This window comes from Candidatus Methylomirabilota bacterium (assembly GCA_035936835.1).
Classification (GTDB): Bacteria; Methylomirabilota; Methylomirabilia; order Rokubacteriales; family CSP1-6; genus AR37.
Map to the genome: position 1 here is coordinate 64,294 of DASYVT010000148.1, position 21,534 is coordinate 85,827.

At 68.6% G+C, this 21,534-nt stretch carries 24 protein-coding genes and 2 pseudogenes; 7 read left to right on the top strand and 19 right to left on the bottom strand.

The genetic code is table 11. The features are described 5' to 3' along the window. Nucleotides 1-2: 2 nt before the first annotated feature. Complete coding sequence (mreC, locus tag VGV06_13565; GenBank protein ID HEV2056181.1) at nt 3-842, bottom strand: rod shape-determining protein MreC; 840 nt, start codon at nt 840-842, stop codon at nt 3-5. 51 nt (nt 843-893) lie between these two features. Then, nucleotides 894-1,925: a rod shape-determining protein gene (locus VGV06_13570; protein ID HEV2056182.1), complete on the bottom strand. Its 1,032-nt coding sequence runs from the start codon at nt 1,923-1,925 to the stop codon at nt 894-896. A 258-nt stretch (nt 1,926-2,183) separates the two neighbouring features. On the opposite strand from VGV06_13570, the gene VGV06_13575 reads away from it, so the two are divergent. The 3 genes from VGV06_13575 to VGV06_13585 all read left to right on the top strand — a co-directional run bounded on the left by VGV06_13575 (nt 2,184) and on the right by VGV06_13585 (nt 4,188). Then, nucleotides 2,184-3,251 carry a hypothetical protein gene (locus tag VGV06_13575; protein ID HEV2056183.1) on the top strand — a complete coding sequence of 356 codons (1,068 nt, stop codon included), beginning with the start codon at nt 2,184-2,186 and terminating at the stop codon, nt 3,249-3,251. A gap of 214 nt (nt 3,252-3,465) precedes the next feature. After that, the gene (locus tag VGV06_13580; GenBank protein HEV2056184.1) at nt 3,466-3,666 is read left to right on the top strand and encodes a cold-shock protein; all 201 of its coding nucleotides are present in this window, start codon (nt 3,466-3,468) and stop codon (nt 3,664-3,666) included. A 321-nt stretch (nt 3,667-3,987) separates the two neighbouring features. Continuing rightward, nucleotides 3,988-4,188 (top strand): cold-shock protein, encoded by a 201-nt coding sequence (locus VGV06_13585; protein ID HEV2056185.1) that lies wholly within the window; start codon nt 3,988-3,990, stop codon nt 4,186-4,188. Between the two features lie 470 nt (nt 4,189-4,658). Here VGV06_13585 and VGV06_13590 read toward each other — a convergent pair whose 3' ends face one another. The 11 genes from VGV06_13590 to VGV06_13640 all read right to left on the bottom strand — a co-directional run bounded on the left by VGV06_13590 (nt 4,659) and on the right by VGV06_13640 (nt 12,191). Continuing rightward, nucleotides 4,659-4,982, bottom strand: a complete 324-nt coding sequence (locus tag VGV06_13590) for a helix-hairpin-helix domain-containing protein (protein ID HEV2056186.1) — start codon at nt 4,980-4,982, stop codon at nt 4,659-4,661. A 96-nt stretch (nt 4,983-5,078) separates the two neighbouring features. After that, on the bottom strand, nt 5,079-5,393 hold the full coding sequence (locus tag VGV06_13595) for an HNH endonuclease (GenBank protein HEV2056187.1): 315 nt from the start codon (nt 5,391-5,393) through the stop codon (nt 5,079-5,081). After that, entirely contained in the window at nt 5,390-7,327 is a 1,938-nt protein-coding gene (locus tag VGV06_13600) for an ABC-F family ATP-binding cassette domain-containing protein (protein ID HEV2056188.1), read from the bottom strand. The genes VGV06_13595 and VGV06_13600 overlap by 4 nt, the downstream gene beginning before the upstream one ends. Before the next feature lie 12 nt (nt 7,328-7,339). Continuing rightward, the gene (locus VGV06_13605; protein ID HEV2056189.1) at nt 7,340-7,738 is read right to left on the bottom strand and encodes a PPOX class F420-dependent oxidoreductase; all 399 of its coding nucleotides are present in this window, start codon (nt 7,736-7,738) and stop codon (nt 7,340-7,342) included. Beyond that, entirely contained in the window at nt 7,735-7,884 is a 150-nt protein-coding gene (locus tag VGV06_13610) for a hypothetical protein (GenBank protein HEV2056190.1), read from the bottom strand. Before VGV06_13610 ends, VGV06_13605 begins: the two co-directional genes overlap by 4 nt. A 12-nt stretch (nt 7,885-7,896) precedes the next feature. Next, the gene (locus VGV06_13615; protein ID HEV2056191.1) at nt 7,897-8,085 is read right to left on the bottom strand and encodes a hypothetical protein; all 189 of its coding nucleotides are present in this window, start codon (nt 8,083-8,085) and stop codon (nt 7,897-7,899) included. Next, nucleotides 8,082-8,600: a hypothetical protein gene (locus VGV06_13620; protein HEV2056192.1), complete on the bottom strand. Its 519-nt coding sequence runs from the start codon at nt 8,598-8,600 to the stop codon at nt 8,082-8,084. Before VGV06_13620 ends, VGV06_13615 begins: the two co-directional genes overlap by 4 nt. Before the next feature lies 1 nt (nt 8,601). Further along, the gene (locus tag VGV06_13625; protein HEV2056193.1) at nt 8,602-10,149 is read right to left on the bottom strand and encodes an MDR family MFS transporter; all 1,548 of its coding nucleotides are present in this window, start codon (nt 10,147-10,149) and stop codon (nt 8,602-8,604) included. Next, nucleotides 10,149-10,475 (bottom strand): gamma-butyrobetaine hydroxylase-like domain-containing protein, encoded by a 327-nt coding sequence (locus VGV06_13630; protein ID HEV2056194.1) that lies wholly within the window; start codon nt 10,473-10,475, stop codon nt 10,149-10,151. The genes VGV06_13625 and VGV06_13630 overlap by 1 nt, the downstream gene beginning before the upstream one ends. Before the next feature lie 4 nt (nt 10,476-10,479). After that, nucleotides 10,480-11,388: a hypothetical protein gene (locus VGV06_13635; GenBank protein ID HEV2056195.1), complete on the bottom strand. Its 909-nt coding sequence runs from the start codon at nt 11,386-11,388 to the stop codon at nt 10,480-10,482. Between the two features lie 50 nt (nt 11,389-11,438). Continuing rightward, a complete protein-coding gene (locus VGV06_13640; protein HEV2056196.1) occupies nt 11,439-12,191 on the bottom strand; it encodes a GNAT family N-acetyltransferase in 753 nt (250 codons plus the stop codon). A 237-nt stretch (nt 12,192-12,428) separates the two neighbouring features. On the opposite strand from VGV06_13640, the gene VGV06_13645 reads away from it, so the two are divergent. Then, nucleotides 12,429-12,590, top strand: a complete 162-nt coding sequence (locus VGV06_13645; protein ID HEV2056197.1) for a hypothetical protein — start codon at nt 12,429-12,431, stop codon at nt 12,588-12,590. 7 nt (nt 12,591-12,597) lie between these two features. Further along, on the top strand, nt 12,598-13,236 hold the full coding sequence (locus VGV06_13650; protein HEV2056198.1) for an enoyl-CoA hydratase-related protein: 639 nt from the start codon (nt 12,598-12,600) through the stop codon (nt 13,234-13,236). Here VGV06_13650 and VGV06_13655 read toward each other — a convergent pair. From VGV06_13655 to VGV06_13665, 3 genes and pseudogenes are all read right to left on the bottom strand, one after another. Then, a pseudogene (locus VGV06_13655) lies at nt 13,223-14,839 on the bottom strand (APC family permease). The gene VGV06_13650 and the pseudogene VGV06_13655 sit on opposite strands and share 14 nt — an antisense overlap. 3 nt (nt 14,840-14,842) lie before the next feature. After that, complete coding sequence (locus VGV06_13660) at nt 14,843-15,094, bottom strand: hypothetical protein (GenBank protein HEV2056199.1); 252 nt, start codon at nt 15,092-15,094, stop codon at nt 14,843-14,845. 36 nt (nt 15,095-15,130) lie between these two features. Continuing rightward, on the bottom strand, nt 15,131-16,954 hold the full coding sequence (locus VGV06_13665) for an APC family permease (GenBank protein HEV2056200.1): 1,824 nt from the start codon (nt 16,952-16,954) through the stop codon (nt 15,131-15,133). A 167-nt stretch (nt 16,955-17,121) separates the two neighbouring features. Between VGV06_13665 and VGV06_13670 the strand changes: the two genes are divergently transcribed. Together VGV06_13670 and VGV06_13675 are read left to right on the top strand one after the other, a co-directional pair. Then, complete coding sequence (locus VGV06_13670) at nt 17,122-17,604, top strand: YetF domain-containing protein (GenBank protein ID HEV2056201.1); 483 nt, start codon at nt 17,122-17,124, stop codon at nt 17,602-17,604. Nucleotides 17,605-17,717: 113 nt separating this feature from the next. Next, nucleotides 17,718-18,092, top strand: a pseudogene (locus VGV06_13675) (DedA family protein). 35 nt (nt 18,093-18,127) lie between these two features. On the opposite strand, the gene VGV06_13680 reads toward VGV06_13675, so the two are convergent. From VGV06_13680 to rplI, 3 genes are all read right to left on the bottom strand, one after another. After that, a complete protein-coding gene (locus tag VGV06_13680) occupies nt 18,128-19,639 on the bottom strand; it encodes a sigma 54-interacting transcriptional regulator (protein HEV2056202.1) in 1,512 nt (503 codons plus the stop codon). Nucleotides 19,640-19,732: 93 nt separating this feature from the next. Further along, the gene (gene dnaB / locus VGV06_13685; GenBank protein HEV2056203.1) at nt 19,733-21,094 is read right to left on the bottom strand and encodes a replicative DNA helicase; all 1,362 of its coding nucleotides are present in this window, start codon (nt 21,092-21,094) and stop codon (nt 19,733-19,735) included. Between the two features lie 2 nt (nt 21,095-21,096). Next, on the bottom strand, nt 21,097-21,534 hold a 438-nt coding region (gene rplI, locus VGV06_13690), incomplete at its 5' end, for a 50S ribosomal protein L9 (GenBank protein ID HEV2056204.1).

Below are 21,534 nucleotides of genomic sequence, written 5' to 3' on the forward strand. Positions count from 1 at the left end.
CGTCAGCCGTCCGGGGTGAAGAGGCCGGCGACGTCCTGCGCCGGCTGGCCTGTGAGCAGCAGCACTTCCTCGACCCTTGCTGCGTCCACCGCCGGCGCCAGCACCGCGAAGTGGAAGAGCGCCGAGCCCTTGTCCTCGATCGCGGTCACGCGCCCGACAGGGATCCCCTTCGGGAAGAGCGTGCCCAGGCCCGAGGTGACGATGAGATCGCCCGGGGCGACCCCGGCGCCGTCGCGCGCCATGAACTTGAAGCGCACGCCCCCGCCCGGCTCACCCTCGACGAGGCCGAGCGTGCGGGTGCGTTGGACGACGGCGCCGACGGTCGAGGTCGGATCGTTGAGGAGCTGGACGATCGAGGCGCCGGATCTCACCTGGGCCACACGACCGACCAGACCCTCGGGGACGATGACCGGCATCTGCTGCGCAACACCGTCGGCGCGGCCGCGGTTGACCGTCAGCGACCGCGCCCAGCCGCCACCCTCGCGGCCGATGATCTCGCCGGTCAGGGTTGCAAGCGGCATCCGATCGCGCAGCGCGAGCAGCCGGCGAAGCCGACTGTTCTCCTGGTCGGTCTCGCGAACCTGCAGCGACTGGACGCGCAAGCGCTCGTTGTCGGCGCGCAGGGCCATGTTCTCGCTTCGTACGGTCTTCCAGTCCGTGAAGGTGTGCCAGGCGCTGAGGGCACCGCGGTGGGCGTTGGCGAGCAGGATCTGGACCGGGGTAATCGCCAGCGCGACGAGGTCGGTGGCCCGTGTCGGTCCCCCGCCCCGCGTCTGGACCGTCAGCAGGAACAGGGACGTCAGCAGCACCGCGAGGAGTAGCGCGTATCTGCGAAATCTCACCGACACCACCTGCGTCAACGATCTCCCGACCAGCCGCACGCGGCGAGCGGGCTAGGCGGGGATCGCGACCTTCTTGAGGAGCTCCAACTCGTCGAGGACCTTGCCGGTGCCGAGCGCGACACACGACAGCGGGTCGTCGCCTACGGTGATCGGCAGGTCCGTTTCCTGTCGCAGCAGGAGGTCGAGGCCGCGCAGGAGCGCCCCTCCCCCCGTGAGCACGATGCCTTTGTCCACGATGTCGGCGGCGAGCTCGGGCGGCGTCCGCTCGAGGCAGGTGCGCACCGTGTCCACGATCGACATGACGGGCTCCCGGAGCGCTTCGCGAATTTCCTCGTCGGTGACGACGATGGTCTTCGGGATGCCGTCGATAAGATCGCGGCCCTTGACCTCCATGGTGGCGCGCTCGCCCGGCATGGGGTAGGCCGACCCCAGCTTGATCTTGATCTCCTCCGCGCGGCGCTCGCCCACGAGGAGATTGTAGTGCTTCTTGATGTACTGCACGATCGCTTCGTCCATCTCGTCTCCGGCGATCCGCACGGACTTCGAAATCACGATGCCGGACAGCGAGATGACGGCGACTTCGGTCGTGCCGCCGCCCATGTCCACGATCATGTTGCCACCGGGCTCCTGGATCGGCAGCCCCGCGCCGATCGCCGCGGCCATCGGCTCCTCGATCAGGTAGACCTCGCGCGCCCCCGCCTGCATCGCCGAATCCCGGACCGCGCGCTTCTCGACCTGCGTGATGCCCGACGGCACGCCGATGACGATGCGCGGGTGCACGAGCGTGCGCCGCCGGTGCACCTTGCTGATGAAATAGTGGAGCATCTTCTCCGTCACGTCGAAGTCGGCGATGACCCCGTCCTTGAGCGGACGGATGGCCAGGATGTTGCCGGGCGTGCGCCCCATCATCGCCTTGGCCTCGTGCCCCACCGCGAGCACCGAGTGATCGGCCTGGTGGATGGCGACGATCGAGGGCTCGTTCAGGACGATGCCCTCGCCGCGAACATACACGAGGGTGTTGGCCGTGCCCAGGTCGATGGCGAGGTCGTTGGAGAAGAGACCGGCGAGGACACTCAGCAGCATGGTGGTCCGCTCCCATCTAGTCGCAACAGGCTCGATCAAAACCCGACGGCTTGGCGAGTCTAACACCTCCGGGCGAGCGCCCACAAGGTTCCTTCAGTCTTTCCGGGAGGATGGCGTGCACGAACGGGTCCGACGCGGGGCCCCTTCGAGCCCGGCACGGCAAGCCGCAATCTTTTCGCCTATTTGAGTCCGATAGCCCTGGTAGGGCCGGGCGGACGGCGCGGGCGCGGTCGCCCGCCCGCAGCAGGCGCACGGAAAATGTGTCAACATGACCCGGTCCTCACGGGCACGACCATGGACGATCTCGAGATCTGGTTCGACAAGGGCGTGACGGACGGCCTGCCCGTCGTGCCGCCCACGCGCGAGCGCGTTGAGCGGATGCTCGCGGGGACGGCGCTCGATCGAGCGGAGCTCGTGGGCGAGGTCGCGCCCAACTACGGCCGCGCGACGGTGGAAAAGGTCGCCGTGAACGCTGTGATGGCAGGCTGCCGCCCCGAGTACCTGCCGGTGGTGCTGGCGGCGGTCGAGGCCGCGTGTGACCCCGCCTTCAACCTGCACGGCATGTCCACGTCCACACACTTCTCGGCGCCGCTCATCGTGGTGAACGGGCCGATCCGCGAGCGTGTCGGGCTCAACTGCTCCTTCGGCGTGTTCGGACCGGGCTACCGCGCCAACGCCACCATCGGCCGCGCACTGCGCCTCGTCATGATCAACGTGGGCGGCGCCAAGCCGGGCGAAACCTCGATGTCGACCTTCGGCCACCCGGGGCGCTACACGTACTGCATCGGAGAATACGAGGAGGCGAGCCCCTGGCCGCCGTACCACGTCGAGCGGGGATTCGGGCCGGAGGAGAGCACGGCGACCGTGTTCGCCGGCGAGGCACCGCACGGCATCTCGGACCATGCGAGCCGCACGCCCCGGAGCCTCGCCGGCTCACTCGGCTGGTCCATGTGCGGGCTGTGGAACATCAAGCACTTTCCTCTCTACTCCCACACCATGCTGGTCATCGGCCCCGAGCACGCCCGCACCTTCGGCGACGGCGGGTGGAGCAAGGCGGATCTCAAGCGGCACCTCTTCGAGACCGTGCGCGTGCCCTACCGCACGCTGCTGCCGGACGCGGAGAACGGCGAGGGCACCAACTTGCGCTTCAGCAAGGGTTGCTCACCGGGCCTGGAGGAGCTCATACCCAAGTTCCCCTCGGCCGACGAGATCCACGTGGTGGTGGCCGGCGGCACGGCCGGACGCTTCTCCATGGCGGTCGCGGGCTGGCTCGGGACCAAGAACGGCTCCACCCCGATCACCGTGCCGGTCCGGAAGATTCCTTGACACGCGCAAGGCGATGGGTTACCTTCCGAGCAGGTTGTAGGTTCACCCGGTAGTCGGATACGTAGCGATTATGCAGTCGCTAGATTCGAAACCAACGCCGCGAGGACCTCAAGTTCCGCGGCGTTTTTGTTTGCCCTCCGATCCCGGAGGGCGCCCCCGCCATGGTGGCGGGGTATCACCGAGGCGCAAGCCTCAAAGAAAGAGGTAGATACAGATGGCTCAGGGCAGCGTGAAATGGTTCAACGATGCGAAGGGGTTCGGTTTCATCTCCCAGGAGGACGGCGAGGACGTGTTCGTGCACTTCAGCGCCATTCAGGCTTCCGGTTTCAAGAGCCTGACCGAGGGCGACAAGGTCGAGTTCGAGGTGAGCCGGGGCCCCAAGGGCCTCCAGGCCGCCAACGTCCGCAAGGCCTAAGGACGGCCCCAAAGGCCGGGCCCCGGAAACCCCGGGGCCCGGCCTGCCCCAACTCCAGCCGGCCTCCCGAGGCTTGCGCGCAAAACGGTCTTGACAGGGTCTACCCCCTCTGCTAGTTTTTGCCCGTCCGGAATAGTCCGTGACGCACTTGATCCGTACGTGAACGAACAGTTCGTCTCCTAGGGATATAAACGCCGCGAGGGCTCGCGTCCTCGACGGCGTTTTTTTGTTCCCCCCGATTCTGGGGGAGCCCCGGCCATGGTGGTGCGGGGATCACAGGGGCGGCTTCATCGTCGTCCCAAGGAGAGAGGAACCAGACGTATGGCACAAGGCACGGTGAAGTGGTTCAACGATGCGAAGGGATACGGCTTCATCCAGGTCGAGGGCGGTGAGGATGTCTTCGTCCACTACAGCGCCATTCAGGCCCAGGGCTTCAAGAGCCTGGCCGAGGGCGACAAGGTCGAGTTTGAAGTCACTAAGGGCCCGAAGGGGCTGCAGGCCTCCAACGTCCGAAAGGTCTAGCTTCCCACGCTGAACACTCGACGGCCCGCCGGACCCTCCGGCGGGCCGTTTTCCCTTCCCGCTCCTGCGTCGGGGCAACTTAAAAGCGCCTCTTGGGCAAAAAAAGCCCCGACGGCGTCTGCGGCATCGATCCATCCATGCCGCCCCGCTGGTGAACAGCGGGACCGTCGGGGCCGGTGGTTCCTGGGTCCTCCAGGCCCACCTGCAACTTCTTACGTCCGGGCCTTAGGAGGTGACCACCTCACAGATCACCGTAGGGGTACACATCGGCTGGATCACCTCCCTTTCTCGGCGCGGCCCGGATCGGGGCCCAGGACCACTACCTCGCACCGGACGCCGACTCCCGGCCCGAGGCTCGGTCACGTCGCCCACGGCGTGATTGCCGCGGGGGACGATCAAGGAAGCCTGTGTGCGCTCCGACCGATTTGACCCATCCTACCCAACTCGCTTCCGGTACAAAAGAGTTTTTTTCACTTCACCGCGATGCGCCCGTGGTTCTTCTCGAGCACCTCCCGGCCCACGCCCGGCACTTTCTCGAGGTCGTGCAGCCGCTTGAAGGGCCCGTGCGCCTCGCGCCAGGCTATGATCTTCTTGGCCGTACCCGCGCCAACACCCTCGAGCTTCATGAGCTCGGCCTGACCGGCCTCGTTGATGTTGACCTTGTGCTCCGCCTGGGAGGCGTCCTTGGCCTCGCCCTTGGCCTCGCCCTTGGCGTGCTTGTCCTCCGACGCGAGCGCCGCTCCCGCACACCACACGACCGCCGTCACCACCGCGATCCACCTGAGCATCTTCATACGCGCCTCCTTTGGAATGGGTGCACTGCTGGAGCCGATTTCATCCCGGAAAGCGCGGGCTGACAATGCCCACAATTCGAGACAGGAGAGACGTATCTACTCGGCGTCAGGTCGGGCGAGGCGATCCAGGTAGACGTTCCACTCCCACGGCAAAAGCGACTGCTTTGCCGAGTTGCAGTCCTTGCAGGCCGGCACGACATTGGCCCGGGCGGACTTGCCCCCGCGGATCAGGGGCACCACGTGGTCGAGGGTGAGCCTGCGGGCGCCGACCTCGCGCCCGCAGTAGTGGCAGCGGCCGTCCGCGATCCGCCGCTTCCACCACCCGCTCTGGCGAAGCTCGCGCGCCCGCGCCTTCTCGCGGAGGATGCCCGCCGCGTCGCCCTCGGGCACGAACCGCTCCGCCGCGGTCATGCTCCGCCGGTGGCGGCCGCGAGCTGCAGCGACAGCTCCTCCCACTCCTTCATCAGCCAGGCGACCTGCCCTTCCGCGTCCTTGCGAGCCTGGGCGATCTGCCGGGCCAGCTCGCCGTCGCGGTAGAGATCGGGGTCGGTCAGCGCGAGCGAGATCTCCTCGAGCCGCCGCTCCATGGTCGAGATCTGCGTCTCGACGGCCTGGAGCCGCGCCTTGATGGCCTTGATCTCGCGGTCGAGCGCCTTGCGTGGCGGCTGGACTTTCTTCTTCGGAGGCTTCGACACGGGCCCCGCAGCCGCTCCACCGGTAGGCACGCGGGGTGTCACGGCGGGCGCTGCCTCCGGTTGGGCCTTGCGCGCGAGGTAGTCGTCGTAGTTGCCCAGGTGCGTGGTCAGGCGTCCCCGGTCCACCTCGACCACCTGCGTGGCGATGCGGTTGATGAAGTAGCGGTCGTGCGAGATGAAGACGATGGTCCCGGTGAAGGCCGCGAGCGCGCCCTCCAGCACCTCCTTCGAGGCCAGGTCGAGATGGTTGGTCGGCTCGTCCATGCACAGGAGCGCCGCCGGCCGCACGAGCGTCTTGGCCAGCGCCACCCGCGCCTTCTCCCCGCCCGAGAGGACGGAGATGCGCTTGTCCACCTGGTCGCCGCTGAAGAGGAAGGAGCCCAGGATGGTCCTGAGCCGCTGGAGCGTCGAAGTCGGATCCGCCTGCTCCAGCTCTTCGAGCACGGTCCGCGCGGGGTCGAGGGCGTCCAGCTGGTGCTGGGCGTAGTAGTGCACCGCGACGTTCGCTCCGAGCGCCCGCTCGCCGCGGTCGAACGGCAGCACGTGCGCCAGCATCTTGAGCAGGGTGGACTTGCCCGCGCCGTTGACGCCCACGAGGGCGACCCGCTGCCCGCGCTCCACCGCGAATTCCATCCCGGCGTACACGACGTTGTCGCCGTACGCCTTGTGGACGCCGGTCAGCCGGGCGACGGTGCGGCCGGTGCGCGGCGGTTGGGGAAAGGCGAAGTGGATGCGCCGCGAGTCCCCGCCGACCTCGATCCGCTCGACCTTCTCGAGCATCTTGACGCGGCTCTGCACCTGCCGCGCCTTGGTCGCCTGGTAGCGGAAGCGGTCGATGAAGCGCTCGATCTCCGCCACGCGCTTGGCCTGGTTGCGCTGCCGCGCCTCCAGCAGGGCGTGCCTGGCCTCACGCTCGACCAAGTAGTGGTCGTAGTCGCCCATGTAGAGCGTGACCGCGCCGTCGGCCATCTCGGCGATGGAGGTGACCATGCGGTTCAGGAAGTAGCGGTCATGAGAGACCACGACCACGCTGCCGTCGTAGGAGGAGAGAAAGCTCTCGAGCCAGGCGAGCGACTCGAGGTCGAGGTGGTTCGTGGGCTCGTCGAGCAGGAGGAGATCCGGTCGCAGCAGGAGGAGCCGGGCCAGCGCCGCGCGCATCCGCCAGCCGCCCGAGAACTCGCCGAGGGGCCGGTGGAGGTCGGCGGAAGCGAAGCCGAGCCCGCCCAGGATGATCTTCGCCTCGGCCTCGAGGCGGTAGCCGCCGAGGGCCTCGAAGCGGTGCTGCACCTCGCCGTAGCGCTCCGTCAGCTCCGGGCCCGCGTCCGCCGCGGCCATGAGGGAAGCCAGGCGCTCGAGCTCCGCCTCGAGGCGCCAGACTTGGTCGAAGCCGGACAGCGCCTCGGCCAGCACCGTGCCGGCCTCGCTGGCGCCAACTTCCTGGGGCAGATAGCCGACGGTCACGTCGGTGTCACGGTGCACTCGTCCGGCGTCCGCATCCTCGACGCCCGCCAGGATCCGGCACAGCGTGGTCTTGCCCGTGCCGTTGGGCCCGCAGAGACCGATGCGCTCGCCCCGGCCGATGCGCCAGGAGACCTCGCGGAGCAGGGTCTGGCCTCCGTACCCCTTGAAGACGGCGTCGAGCGCGATCACGCCACGCCTCCCCTACCCCATGGTCTGGACTCGGTCCGGCGCGATCGTGAAGATCACGCGCACCTCGCCCGGCTTGCGGTACGGGTAGCGGTCCTGGCCCAAGTACTTCTTCGAGAGCGCGTCGATATGGGCGTCGGCGCCCGACTCGGTGACGGCGGCGACGCGGCCCCTGACCTGCACGTACCGGTAGGGGTTGTCGGGATCCATGATGGACAGCGCCACCGCCGGAGTGCGGCGGAGGTTCTTGTCCTTCAGGCGCCCCTTGGCGGTGTTGATGCGGAGAGGGCTGCCGTCCCAGTCGAACCACACGGGCGTCACCTGGGGCGTGCCGTCGGCGTTGCGCGTCGCCAGGTTTGCGAAGGCCTTCTTCGTGGTGAGCAGGTCGCTGTATGCCTCGGGAATGGCGATCATTGTGCGGATCCTTTCTTGACGTCGTCCATGACGGCGAAAGCGTGGCGAACGGACTTCATGCTGATCGTGCCGCCCATGATCGCGCCGATGTCGAGCGTCTCTGCAATCTCCGCGTCCGTCGCGCCCAGGTGGAGGACCTCCTCCACGCGGTGCTCGATTCAGTCGAAGCAGTTCTGGACGACCGCGACGCTGAGCGCCGTCAGCTCTTTGTGCTTCTTGCTGAGGGCCCCGTCGGCGAACACCCGCCTGCCGACCTCGCCCACGGCCGCTGGCACCTTCATCGGGCTCTTGGCGATGAGGCTGTTGAGCCGTTTGCGCTCCTGGTTCTTCTCGTGGAGGTGGATCATGCGCCCTCCTTGGGCGGTACGTCGGTGAGCATCCGGGCGCGGGCCTCGGCCAACCCACGCAGGGCCAGCAGCAGGCGCACCATGCACTGCTGGACCAGGGCCGCGTCCTGTGCCGTGGGATCGGCCATCCAGGCTCTCGCCCACTCGCGGCTCCCGGCCTTCAAGCCGAGCGTGGGCGACAGCTGCTCGAGGCGGAGCAGCAGGTCGTCGGCCGGCAGCCCTGCCGCCCGCAGCCGGGCGACCACGGCGCCGCGCACCGCGGCGTTCCACATGCCCGTCAGCGCCTCGAGCAGCGCCGCGTAGCAGGTCGCGTCGGGCTTCTGCTTGAGGTGCTCGACCACAACCGCCAGCAGCGGATGGACGGCGGGCTCGCCCTCGTCGTCCACGCCGGCGAGCCCGGCCAGCATCGGGTCACGTCCGGGCTCGGGCAATTGCTCGAGGAGGTCGAGGAGCTCGGCCACGGGCACGGGAGGCAGCCCTGCAAGCCGGTCGAGGAGCGGCGCGTCGCCTGCCACGTCAGGACCCCGAGGGCGCCGCGGGCTCCTGCGCGACGGCCAGGTCACGCGCCTGTCCCGCCGGCACGAGGAAAGCCGAGGCGAGCGCCGCCACCGCGACGACGAGCCCGACCACGAAGACGCTGCCCACGGCGTGCGCCATCGCGGGCCGCATCTGGCCGAGGATGTCGGCGCCAAGGCCCGCGCGCGTCACCGGGTTGACGATCAGGTCGGGGTGGGCGACGACCTCGCGCAGCCTATCTTGTAAACCCGCCGGCGCCATCGCGAGCAGCGCGGAAAGCTCCTGATGGAGACGCTGGGCCATGACCGAGCCCATCACCGCCACGCCGACGGCGCCGCCGATGGTGCGGAAGAAGCCCGTGACCGACGTCGCCGAGCCGAGCACCGAGCGCGGGACGGCGCTCTGGACCGCGATCAGCATCGGCACGAAGACGAGCCCCATGCCTACCCCGGCCACAATCATGTCGCGCAGCGCGGCGCCCCGCGTGAGCGACTCGTTCCAGCCCGCCAGGAGGACAAAGGCCAGCGTCAGGAAGAGCATGCCTGCCACGACCACCGAGCGGTAGCCGACGCGCAGCACGAGGCGCGCACCCAGGATGGAGCAGACGACCCAACCGATCACGAATGGCATGAGCACGAATCCCGCCTGGGTCGCGCTGCTGCCGGTCACGGCCTGGAGAAAAAGCGGCACGAAGGTGATGGCGCCGAACATGGCCATGCCCGAGAGGAAGCCCGTCGCCGCCGCCGCCCGGACCATCGGGTTGGCGAAGAGTCCGAGCGGCACCACGGGCTCGACGGCCTGCCGTTCGATCATCACGAAGAAGACCAGCAGCACGGCCGAGAGCCCGAGCAGCGTCAGCACCTCGGGTCTCCACCACGAGGCGCCGCGCCCGGCCTCGACGAGGCCGATCAGGAGCGCCGAGATGGCCGCCGCGAAGACCGCCGTGCCGGCATAGTCGAAAGCCGCCGCCCGCCGCGCCGTCCGCTCGCCGGCCAGCCCCCACCTGATGGCGGCCATCGCGAGGAATCCGAACGGCAGGTTGATGTAGAAGACCGCGCGCCACGAGACCGCGTCGGTCAGGAACCCGCCGAGGAGCGGGCCCACCAGCGAGGCCACGCCCCAGACACCCGAGAAGTACCCCTGCATCTTGGCGCGGCGCTCGAGCCCGTAGAGGTCGGCGATGATGGTCATGCCGATCGTGATGAGGGACCCCGCGCCGAGCCCCTGGATGGCGCGGAAGGCGATGAGCTGGGTCATGCTCTGGGACAGTCCGGACAGCGCCGAGCCGATGAGGAAGAGGCTCAAGCCCGTGAGGTAGACGCGGCGCCGTCCGAGCTGGTCGGCGAGCCGGCCCCAGAGCGGCATGGTGACTGTCGAGGCCAGGAGGAAGCCTGAGAATACCCAGGAATAGATCTGGATGCCGCCCAGGGTCGCGATGACCGTAGGCATGGCCGTGGCCACGACGGTGGACTCCATGGCCGCGAGGAAGACCGAGCCCATGACGCCCGCCAGCACCAGCCGACGCCGCGGCTCCCTGTGCGCGGTCATCAGTGGCCGCCGGTGCAGCCGGCGCACCTGCACAGCGCGCGCAGGGCAGGAAACGGGTAGAGGCTCTCGTGGCCGTCGGACCATGTCACGCGAAGTCCCTCGGGCAGCTTCTTGATGTCCCGCGGCCAGCTCATGGCGGGGCTCAGCGCGATTCCGGCCTCGCCCGTGCGGGCCGGATCGTCCAGCCGCAGCCTCTCGAACGGATAGATGCTCGAGTGTTTGTCCGCCCACGTGACGCCGACGGCATACCGTCCAACCAGATGCACGTCCGTGGGCTCGTCGGGACTGGGCTGGCCCAGAATAGGCAGGTTGATCTTGATCGCCATGCTGTCAGGCCGCCGCCGCGCCCAGTTGCCGCCCCGCCAGGAGGTAGTGCACGGCCATGTTCTGGTACGGCCCCCACGCGGCAGCGCGCCGCCTGACGGCCGCTTCGTCGAGGGGCCGCCCGCGGTTGTAGAAGTGCTCGAACGCGCGGCGAACCGCGAGATCGCCCGCGGCGCAGACGTCGCCTCGGCCGAGGTGGCGCGCGAGGAACCACTCGGCCGTCCAGCGACCGAAGCCGCGCACGGCGGTGAGCGCCTCGACGACTTCTTCGTTGGAGCGGCCGCCGAGGGCGGTGAGATCGAGAGCGCCCGAGGCCACCTGACGCCCGAGGCCCACGATGTACTCCGACTTGCGCGTCGTGAGCTGCATCCGGCGCAGCTCGCTCACCCTCGCCCGCGCCAGCCGCTCCGCCTCGGGAAATCCGTAGACGGTGTGCCCGCCCACCTCGACCGCCGTACCGAATCGGCGCACGAGCCGGGCCTTGACCGCGAAGGCAAAGGACAGGTTGACCTGCTGTGCGCACACCGAGCCGACCAGCATCTCGAAAGGCTGCGGGGCGAGCGTGGGTCTCAACCCTCGGAGGCGCGGGACGAGAAAGCCCAGCACGGGGTCTTGCTCCGCGACGCGGTAGAACCCTTCGAGGTCGAGCTCGAGGCCGCAGATGCGCGCGACCTCGGCCGCGGCCGCCTCGAGCACGCGCGCGCTGCGCTCCCCCGGCGTGGACACGAGGAGCCGCGCGCCCTCGACGCTGCCCGTCCAACGCACCTCGTAGCCTCGCCAGCGACCAGCCACCTTGACGGCGCGACGGAACACGCCCGGCGACAGCCGGTTGGCGGGATCTTCGCCGAAGAGGTGGAAGCGCTGGAGCGTGCGCGGGACGTCGAGGAAGCCTTTAACCCGGATCTCGGTCTTCATGGCGGGCTCTCAGTCTACCAGAGCCACCCCGGTGGACACGCCGGCCCGGATCAATGGCGGATGTCGAAATAGAGCGGGCCGGGAGGGACGGACGGACTGTCTCCCAGCCGCTTGACCACAAAGTTGAAGTCCACCAGATCGGCTGCGAAGGGGCGGAGCATGGCGCAGGCGGCGGACTCGGCGGGCAGCGGCACGAGGAGCTGGCGGACGCCCCGCGCGCGCAGGACCCTGACCAGGCGCGCGAAGGCGCCCTCGGGCGCGGGCGAAAAGAGATCCCGCTCGAGGCAGCGCGGCGCGAAGTGGTTGGACTGGACGACGGCGAGTCTCAACCGCATCAGGTGCGGGTCGCGGTAGAGATCGAACTGGACGGCCCGGGGCTCGGCCATGCCGTCGAAGCGCGCGAGCTCCAGCACCAGGTAGTCGAAGCGGGCTACCGTCTCCCACCCCAGCGCGGTCACCATCTTCATCGACGGGACATTGGATGTCTTGATGAGCCCCGTGAGGTAGCCGGCGCCCTGGGCCTGGGCCCACTGCTCTGCGGCCTCGAGCAGGGCCGGCCCCAGCCCCCGACGCTGGAGGCCCGGCTGGACGCGCGTATTATTAAAGGAGTAGCCCGCCCTGCAGCTGACCCCGCCGACCCGCACCTCCGTCAGCGCCAGGCACTCGACTCCGATGACGGCTCCCTCGCGCTCTGCCACCAGCGCCTGGGAAACGGGGTAGGCGTCGGTACGGGCGAAGAAATTGGCGCGGGCCTGGATGAGGGACGCCCCCGCGTGGGGCGCCGTACCCTCGAGGGCAAGCATGGAGGGGTGGTCGTCCTCGGTCGCTTCCCGAAGGACGGTGTCCCCTGCAATCTGGGTCAGGAGCGAATGGGTCGTAGGCCCTCCCCCCGCGATCGAGTCCTTCTCCGGCCGCGCTCGGCCGCCATCCTACCCCAGGCCGGAAGACTGGGGCAGTGAAAGAATCGAGATGCGGGCGTTGCCACGGTATCCCGGCTGGCGTAGGTTTTCGGCACCTCTCCCACGTTCCAGGAGGACACCATGACAGACCTTGTGCTCGTCGAGCAGTCGGAAGGGGTCCGGACGCTCTCCCTCAACCGGCCCGATGCCCTCAATGCCCTGACGGTCCCAGCCATAGCGGCGCTGGCCGACCGCCTCGAGGAGGCCGCCGCGGATCCCCCCAGGCGCCGCCAGCTCCGGTGAGCGCGCCGTGGTGATCACGGGCGCGGGCAGCGCCTTCTCGGCGGGCGGTGACCGGGCGTTCCTCGAGGAGCTGCCGGCCATGCCGCCGGCCCGCATCCGCGAGGTGGTCTACGGCACCTTCCAGCGCGTGCCGCGGGCCATACGCTCTATGGACAAGCCCGTGGTCGCCGCCGTCAACGGCGCGGCCGTGGGCGCCGGGTGCGAGATCACGGTCGCCTGCGATTTCCGGATCGCCTCTTCGCTCACGCGCTTCGGCGAGGTCTGGATCAACCTCGGCTGCGTGCCGGCGCTCGGCGGGATGTTCCTCCTGCCGCGGATCGTGGGCCTGGTGAAGGCGACGGAGCTCGTGATGACCTGCGAGATCATCGACGCCGCGGAGGCCCTGCGCATCGGCCTGGTGAACAAGGTCGTCATGCCGCCCGAACTGCCGCGCGCGGCCTTCGAGCTCGCGCAGCGGCTGGCGCGCGGTCCCGCGCGCGCGCTCGCGGCGGCCAAGACCGCGCTCAACCGCGGGCTCGACTCGACGTTCCTTGCCGAGCTCGAGGCGACGCTCGAGCAGCAGACCGCCTGTTTCGCCACGCGGGACTTCGCCGAGGGCGTGGAGGCCCTGGCGGCCAAGCGCCCGCCCCGTTTCACCAGCGCGTAGCCGAAGGGCGGCGACCGGGGCCACGGCTATCGCCCTCGTCAGCGCAGGTGTGTTGGACGTTGGTGACGACGACGTTCTTGCGGAAGAGCAACGCCCCCTTGATCAGGAGCGCCGTCTGGTTGTGGAGCAGGTGCTGCCACCACTTGGCCGGCACGAATTCGGGGACGACGATCGTGACCATGTGATTGTCGCCGATCGCCAGCAGGTGGTCGAGGTATTTCAGGAACGGATGGAGCAGTGACCGGTAGGGTGAGGACAGCACGACGAGGGGCGCGCCCATGCCCCACTTGATCGATTTCTCCTCGAGGCGCCGCGTCTTGTCCGGGTCGAGCTCGACGTAGACGCCCTTGACCGACGGCGAGAGCATTCGCGCGTACTGGAGCGTGTGGAGCACGCCCTTGTGGAGGTCGCCCACCAGGACCAGCACGGTGTGCTCCATGGGCGAGTGGCCTTCGAAGCCGTCCAACGACAGCTGGGCCGCGACCTGGCCGTAGTGCCGATTGATGCTCACGAAATGGGCCATCAGGAGCCCGCCCAGGATCACCACGATCCAGGCTCCGCCCACGAACTTCGTGACGCCGACGATCAGCATCACGAGCCCCGTGGTGGCCGCCCCGAGCCCGCTGACCGCGACGCGCCACCGCCAACCTGCCGGGCGCCAGCTGATCCAGCGCCGCACCATGCCGGACTGGGACAAGGTGAACGAGGTGAAGACCCCTACGGCGTACAACGGGATCAGCGCGTGGGTACTCCCGTCGAACACCGCGATGAGTGTCGCGGAGGCCACGCCGAGAATGATGACCCCGTTTGAGAACACCAGCCGGTCGCCCCGACTCGCGAACTGCCTGGGCAGGTAGCCATCGCGGGCCATGAAAAACGCCAGCCGCGGAAAGTCCGCGAAGGCGGTGTTGGCGGCCAACACCAGGATGATCACCGAGATGGCCTGAACGAAGTAGTAGAGCAGCCCGCTCCCGAAGTTCCGCCGTGTCAGCTGCGACACTACGGTCTCCTCGTCGTGCGGGACGATGCCGTGGATCGAGGCCAGCAGCGTGATGCCTACGAACAGCGCGATCATGATCAGGCCCAACGCGACCAGCACCGTCTGCGCGTTTTTCACCTCCGGCGGCTTGAACGCCGTCACCCCATCCGAGACCGCCTCGATCCCGGTCAGGGCTACGGCGCCGGAGGCAAACGCCCGCAGGATCAGAAACACACCCAGCGTCTCTGTGGCTTCGCGGACAGGCGGCGCCGGCGGCTACACGGGGAGCCCCCAGACCACGTAGTCGCCGAAGCCGTAGAGCATCAGGAGCGCGTAGGCGCCGATAAAGAGATAGCTCCAGACCGCGAAGAAGCGGGCGGACTCGCGGATGCCCCGGAGGTTGGCGAGGCCGATCAACCCGACCAGGCTGACCCCCAACAGGACGCGGTACGGGTAGAGCGCGGGCAACGCCGACGTCAGCGCAGCGACGCCAGCCGACACGCTCACCGCGACCGTCAACGTGTAGTCGATGAGCAGGGCGGCGCACGCCGTGAGACCCAGATAGACGCCCAGGTTGTCTTTAGTAACGAGGTAGTCGCTGGCGCCCTGCGGGTACGACGCGATCGTCTATCGGTACGAGCTGATGACGACGGCGATGACGACGCCGATGACCACGCCGATGGGCACGGCGTACGTGAGGGCCGCGACCCCGGCCAGCACGAGGACCCGCAGGATCTCCTCGGTCGCGGAGGCCACGGAGGAGAGGTTGTCCGAAGCGAACACCGCGAGCCCCGTGGCCTTCCCGAGGCGCCCGTGCCGCGCCTGCGCCGTGGCCAAGGGGCTCCCGACCAGGAGCTTCTCGAGAGAGTTGAGGTTCACCGGACGTTCCCGAAGGCCATACCCTAGCCGGGTCAGTCAGGCCTTAAGGTGGAAGGGAACGTCCACCACCACGATGCCCGGCCGGAAGAGCAGCGCGCCCTTGACCAGAAGCGCCGTCTGGTTGTGGAGCGCGTGCTGCCACCAGTGGCGCGGCACGAACTCGGGGATGACGATGGTGATGACCCCGTGCGGCGCCTGGCTCTGTATGCGGTCCATGTACTCGAAGAGCGGCCCCAGCACCGAGCGGTAGGGTGACGACAACACCACCAGCGGCACCCCGCAGCCCCCTTTGGCCCAACGCTCCTCGAGCCGAAGCGTGCGGGCCGGGTCGAGCTCGACGTAGACCGCCTTGGGGTTCGAGGACAGCGACTGTGCGAAGCGGAGCGCCCGCACCACGCCCATGTGGAGATCGCCCACCAGCACGAGCACTGTGTTGGTCATCGGCGGCTCGTCGGACAGGTGTTCGAGCGAGAGCTGTCCGGCGACGTCTACATAGTGGCGGCGGATGGACACGAACATCATGACCAGGAGCGGGATCAGCAGCACGACCACCCAGGCGCCGTGCGTGAACTTGGTGGCGGTGATGACCATCACCACGAGCCCCGTCGTGGCGGCGCCCACCGCGTTGACCCACCAGCGCCACCGCCATCCCGGCTCGCGCCGGACGAGCCACCGTCGGACCATGCTCGCCTGCGAGAGCGTGAAGGAGAGGAACACTCCGACCGCGTACAGCGGGATCAGCGCGTGCGTGCTCCCGCCAAAGAGCACGAGCAGCAGCGCCGCCGTCCCTCCCAGGATGAGGATGCCGTTGGAGAACACGAGCCGGTCGCCCCGCGTGCCGAACTGGCGCGGCAGGAAACCATCCCGGGCGAGGAAGAAGGACAGCCGCGGAAAGTCGGCGAAGGCCGTGTTGGCCGCCAGCACCAGGATGAGCATGGTGGAGCCCTGCAGCGCGTAATAGAAGAGGCCCTCGCCGACGATCTGGCGCGCCAACTGGGAGACGATGGTCTCCTCCGGGAGCGGCGTCAAGCCGTAGTGACGCGTGAGGAACGTGATGCCCATGAAAAGCGAAATCAGGATGACGCCGAGCCACGCCAGCACGACGCGCGCGTTCTTCGCCTCGGGCGGCTTGAAGGCCGGTACCCCGTCCGAGACCGCCTCGACCCCGGTGAGCGCCGCGCAGCCCGAAGCGAAGGCGCGGAGGACCAGGAAGAGCGTCAGCTCGTGCGCGCCCGGGATAACCGGGCGCATCGCCTGAGCCGGCGCGTCCCAGCCGAAGGTCCAGCGGACGAGCCCGTAAACGATCAGGACGCAGAATCCGGCGATGAACAGGTAGGTCGGCAGCGCGAAGAGCTTGCCGGACTCGCGGATGCCCCTGAGGTTGGCGAGCGTCACGAGGGCGACGAACGCCACGCCGATGACGATGCGGTACGGGTAGAGCCACGGCACGGCGGACGTCAGCGCCGCGACCCCCGCCGCCACGCTGACGGCCACGGTCAGCACGTAGTCGATCAGGAGCGCCCCGCCCGAGATGAGTCCCGGCAGCGTGCCGAGGTTGTCCTTGGTGACGATGTAGGAGCCGCCGCCCAGCGGGTAGGCTAGGATAGTCTGCCGGTACGAGCTGACGACGACCGCGATCAGGACGGCGATGGCGACGCCGATGGGGATCGAGTAGTGGAGGGCGACCGTGCCGGCCAGGACGAGGATAAGCAGGATCTCCTCGGTCGCGTACGCGACGGACGAGAGCGCATCCGAGGAGAAGACCGCGAGCGCAGAGGTTTTGGAGAGCCGCTCGTGGCGGGCCTGCGCCGTGGCCAGAGGACTCCCAACCAGAAGCTTCTTGACGGAATTGAGGTTCACCGGAAGGTTCCCGAAGGCTTTACCCTAGCCGCGCCCCGCGTCAAGGTCAAGCGTCGCGGCCGAAGGGCGCCGGGGCACCGCCATCCTTGTGTGGACGGCACCGGGTTGCTAGGCTCCAGCCGGTCGGTGCCACGGACGCGCGAGCACGCCAAACCAAGGAGACGCCCATGGACATCCTGGTTCCGGACATCGCCATCACCGAGAAGGTTGTGCGGTCGGTGGGCGTATACCTCTTCCTGCTGGTCGCCTTCCGTGTGGCGGGCAAGCGCCAGCTGGGGCAGCTCACGGCCTTCGACCTGGTCGTCCTGCTGGTCATCAGCAACGTGCTCCAGAACGCGGCCATCGGCAGCGACAACTCCCTGGGCGGCGGGCTCGTCGGCGCCTCCGTCATCATCGCGCTCAACTGGCTGGTGGCGTGGCTCACCTTTCGCCACAAGCGCCTCGAGAGGATGGTTGAGAATGTCCCGACCGTCCTCGTCAAGCACGGCCAAATCCTCCATGCGAATCTCGACCGCGAGCACATGAGCATGCCCGAGCTGCGCGCCGCCCTTCGCAAGGAAGGCATCACGACGATGAGCGAGGTCCGCTACGCCATCCTCGAAGAGGATGGGCACGTGAGCGTCATCCCCCGGAGGCCCGTGCCCGCGTGACCGAGTTCGCCGGCTGGTTCGCCACACAGGCGGGCGTCCTGGACCCGGGTACGGCCGTCGCTCACTGGGGCTATGTCGCCGTCTTCGTGCTCGTGATCCTCGGCAATGCGGGTGTGCCGGTCCCCGAGGAGACCGTACTGGTGGTGGCGGGCTTCCTCGTGTGGCGCGGCCAGCTGCGCCTGGATCTCGTGCTGGCGGTCGGCTTCGTGAGCGCGGTGGTCGGCGACAACGTAGGATACTGGATCGGCCGCCGCTTCGGCCGTGGCGCACTCGAGCGCCACGCCCACTGGATCCTCGGCCACCCCGAGCGGCTCGGGGCGATGCAGGGATTCGTCGGGCGGCGGGGCGCGATGGCAATCTTCGTCGCGCGCTTCGTTCCTGGGCTGCGCTTCATGGCCGGCCCCTTGGCGGGCGCGCTCGGGCTCGGCGTGTGGCCCTTCCTCGCCGCCAACGTCCTCGGGGCAGTCGTCTATGTCCCGATCATGGTCGGCGTCGGCTGGGCGCTCGGCTACGGCTTCGGCGACTACGTGGAGCCGCTGCGCCACATCGTGGGCAACATAGAGCACGTGACGCTTGGGCTCGTGGTCGCGGCGGCCGCCGCGGTCCTGGGGTGGCGCGTCATCCAGGCCGCGCGCGGCCGCCGCCGGTGAGAGCAGCCGGGCTCAGTGGGTCTTGGCCTCGCTGAAGCCGTCCGAGCCCTTGAGCCGCTCGTCCGTGCCGGGAATGTAGCGCCGCTCCAGCTCCTGGAAATGGGCGACGCTGGCCATGACATGGTGGCTGTCGGTCGGGTGGCCGACCTTCGTCCGCTCGAGCGCCCACGGGGCCTGCTCCTCGTTCTTCGTGAGCTCGTGCATGGCGTTCCACACGGAGTGCATGGCGGCATAGGCGCCGTACAGCGTAATGTGGGGCCGCCGCGATCAGCAAAGTCAACAGCGTGCGGGACAACTCCTGCCCGCATGGGGACCCGAGCGTTCTCCTGGAGATGGAGCGGCAGCAGCGCGACCTCGATCTGTGGGCTGGTCGCCAGCACCACGGCGCGCTCGATGATGTTCTCCAGTTCCCGCAGGTTCCCCGGCCACCGGTAGCGCTTGAGGAGATCGAGCGCCTCCGGAGCGAAGCGGTCCACCTTCTTGTTGACCTTGGCCTCGGCCTTTCGCAGGAAGTGGTGGGCCAGAACGGGGATGTCCTCGGTCCGCTCCCGCAGCGGCGGCAGCGTGATCGTGAAGGCGTTGAACCGATAGAACAGGTCCTCGCGGAACTCGTCCGTCGCGAGCGCCTTCTCGCGCAGCCGGTTGGTCGCGGCGATGACGCGGACGCGCACTTTGCGCGTGACGACGTCGCCCACGGGCTTGCTCTCCCCGGTCTGAAGCACGCGCAGGAGCCGGCTCTGCATGTCAGGCGGCATATCGCCGACCTCGTCGAGGAAAATGGTGCCGCCATCGGCCTTCTCGAACAGCCCCGGCTTGTCGGCGACGGCTCCCGTGAATGCGCCCCGCTTGTGGCCGAAGAGCTCTGACTCGAGCAGCGTCGGCGCCAGGGCCGTGCAGTTCACGGTAATGAGCGGCTTGTCGCGCAGGATCGAGTAGCGGTGGATGGCGCGGGCGACCCGCTCCTTGCCCGTGCCCGACTCGCCCAGGATGAGCACGGTCGTGGGCGTGGCCGCGACGCGGACGATCAACTGCGCCACGTCTTTCATCTTCGGGTTCTGGCCGATGATGAAGTCGCCCCCCGCCTGCGCCTGCAGCTCCCCCAACATGAGCGAATACCGGTCTTCCGGCTCCTCCGACCGTTTGCGCTCCGCTAGGAGGTCCCACATGAATCGCGCGCTGTCGCCACCCATCACCTCCGTCGCCGCCGGCTTGAGCTCGAGAATGGCGCGCTGGACTTCAGGGCGTCCCGTGACGTCGATGACGAGATCGAGGCGGGGGTCCACGATCCGCCCCCGCAGGTCGGTGGCGACGGGGATGTTGAGCCGCCAGGCGAGCTCGAGGCCCGGCGCCCAGGCGTTGACGTCAGCGAGGCCCAGGATGGTCACGGCGGATCGCCCGCAAACATTTCCAGCAGGGCGCGCCCGCCGTTGCCGGCGCCGATGATGGCGACCTTGGTCATGCGCGGGCGTGCGGGGCGTTCAGAACGGCTGCGGCACCCGTTCGGGCTCCGCCCGGTTCTCGAAGGACGCGTACTCGGGGATGAAGGTCAGCTTGATCACCCCGGTCGGCCCGTTCCGCTGTTTGCCGATGATGACATCGGCCATGCGCTCGTCCTCTTCCTTCTGGAGCCCGTAGCGGTCGGGGCGGTACAGGAAAAGGATGAGGTCGGCGTCCTGCTCGAGCGCGCCCGATTCTCGCAGGTCGGAGAGCTGCGGCTCCTTGCTCTGGCGGCTCTCCACCGCCCGCGAGAGCTGCGACAGCGCCACGACGGGCACGGCGATCTCCTTGGCCAGCGCCTTCAGCGAGCGCGAGATTTCCGAGATCTCCTGCTGGCGGTTCTCGGGGTTGCGCCCGCGCATCAGCTGCAGGTAGTCGATGACGATCATGTCGAGCCCGTGCTCGGCCTTCATGCGTCGCGCCTTGGCGCGTGCCTCGAGAACCGAGAGCGCCGGCGAGTCGTCGATGAAGATGGGCGCCTCGGCCAGCCGCCCGGCGGCATTGGTCAGGCTGGTCCAGTCCCGCGTGTCGAGATAGCCGGTGCGAACCTTGTGCGAGTCCACGCGGCCCTCGGCGCAGAGCAGCCGCTGCACCAGCTGCTCCTTGGACATCTCGAGGCTCAGCACGAGCACCCGCTTGTGGTTCCGGACGCCGGCATACTTGGCGATGTTCATCGCGAAGGCCGTCTTACCCATGGACGGCCGGCCCGCGATGATGATGAAATCGCTCGACTGGAAGCCGGAGGTCATCTCGTCCAGCTTGCCGAACCCCGTCGCCAGGCCGGTAATGTGCTCCTTCTGGTCGTAGAGCTTCTCGATCTGCTCGAAGGTGCCCTTGAGGATGGATCGCACCGGGATGGCCGTGCCCTGCATGCGCCGCTCGGAGATCTGGAAGATGAGCCGCTCCGCGTCGTCCAGCACCTTTTCGACGTCGTCCCGCCCTTCGTAGCTCTTGCCGATGATCTCGGTGGCGATGCGGATCAGGTCCCGCAGGACGGCCTTTTCGCGGACGATGCCGCCGTAGGAAAGGAGGTGGGCCGCCGTCGCCGCCTCCTCCACGAGCGCGCCCAGCGTCGCGGGCCCGCCGACCTCGTCGAGCTCGCTCCGGCGGCGCAGGTCCTCGGAGACCGTCAGGAGGTCGACCGGCTCGTTCCGCTCGAAGAGCGCGAGCATGGAGTCGAAGATTTTGCGGTGGCCCTCCTTGTAGAAGTCGGAGGGCTTGAGGAGCTCGACGGCTTTCGGCAGGCTCTCCCGGTCCAGCAGCATCCCGCCCAGCACCGCCCGCTCCGCCTCCAGGCTGTGCGGCGGGATCTTGGAGGTGAGCAGATCGGCGAGGGTTGCCACGGCTACTCGCGGGTGACGGAGACCTTGAGCTGCCCGGTCACGTCGGCGTGGAGCCGGACGGGCACGGTGAAGTCACCCACGCTCTTGATGGGCTCGTCCAGCGCGATCCGCCGCCGCTCGACCTCGACCCCGTGCTGGGAGAGGAACGCGGCGATATCCGCCTTGCCGATGGAGCCGAAGAGGCGCCCTTCGTCGGAGGCCTGGCGGGCCTGGGTGAAGTGCAGCGCCTCGATGGCCCGAGCCTGCCCCTGCGCTTGGGCCGTGAGCTTTGCCGCCGCCGCGTCCTGGCTCGCCTTGATCTGCTCGAGATTCTTCAGGTTGGCCGTCGTCGCGTGGAGCGCCAGCTTGTGCGGCAGGAGGTAGTTGCGCGCGTAACCGTCGGAGACGTCCCGGACCTCGCCGCGGCGCCCGAGCGCGGGCACGTCGTCCATCAGGATGAT

What these genes read in the sequence shown, in the direction of transcription:
- VGV06_13570 (HEV2056182.1), bottom strand. Translation starts at nt 1,925, where the DNA reads ATGCTGCTGAGTGTCCTCGCCGGTCTCTTCTCCAACGACCTCGCCATC.
- VGV06_13575 (HEV2056183.1), top strand. Translation starts at nt 2,184, where the DNA reads ATGTGTCAACATGACCCGGTCCTCACGGGCACGACCATGGACGATCTC.
- VGV06_13580 (HEV2056184.1), top strand. Translation starts at nt 3,466, where the DNA reads ATGGCTCAGGGCAGCGTGAAATGGTTCAACGATGCGAAGGGGTTCGGT.
- VGV06_13585 (HEV2056185.1), top strand. Translation starts at nt 3,988, where the DNA reads ATGGCACAAGGCACGGTGAAGTGGTTCAACGATGCGAAGGGATACGGC.
- VGV06_13590 (HEV2056186.1), bottom strand. Translation starts at nt 4,982, where the DNA reads ATGAAGATGCTCAGGTGGATCGCGGTGGTGACGGCGGTCGTGTGGTGT.
- VGV06_13595 (HEV2056187.1), bottom strand. Translation starts at nt 5,393, where the DNA reads ATGACCGCGGCGGAGCGGTTCGTGCCCGAGGGCGACGCGGCGGGCATC.
- VGV06_13605 (HEV2056189.1), bottom strand. Translation starts at nt 7,738, where the DNA reads ATGATCGCCATTCCCGAGGCATACAGCGACCTGCTCACCACGAAGAAG.
- VGV06_13615 (HEV2056191.1), bottom strand. Translation starts at nt 8,085, where the DNA reads ATGATCCACCTCCACGAGAAGAACCAGGAGCGCAAACGGCTCAACAGC.
- VGV06_13625 (HEV2056193.1), bottom strand. Translation starts at nt 10,149, where the DNA reads ATGACCGCGCACAGGGAGCCGCGGCGTCGGCTGGTGCTGGCGGGCGTC.
- VGV06_13630 (HEV2056194.1), bottom strand. Translation starts at nt 10,475, where the DNA reads ATGGCGATCAAGATCAACCTGCCTATTCTGGGCCAGCCCAGTCCCGAC.
- VGV06_13635 (HEV2056195.1), bottom strand. Translation starts at nt 11,388, where the DNA reads ATGAAGACCGAGATCCGGGTTAAAGGCTTCCTCGACGTCCCGCGCACG.
- VGV06_13640 (HEV2056196.1), bottom strand. Translation starts at nt 12,191, where the DNA reads ATGCTTGCCCTCGAGGGTACGGCGCCCCACGCGGGGGCGTCCCTCATC.
- VGV06_13645 (HEV2056197.1), top strand. Translation starts at nt 12,429, where the DNA reads ATGACAGACCTTGTGCTCGTCGAGCAGTCGGAAGGGGTCCGGACGCTC.
- VGV06_13670 (HEV2056201.1), top strand. Translation starts at nt 17,122, where the DNA reads ATGGACATCCTGGTTCCGGACATCGCCATCACCGAGAAGGTTGTGCGG.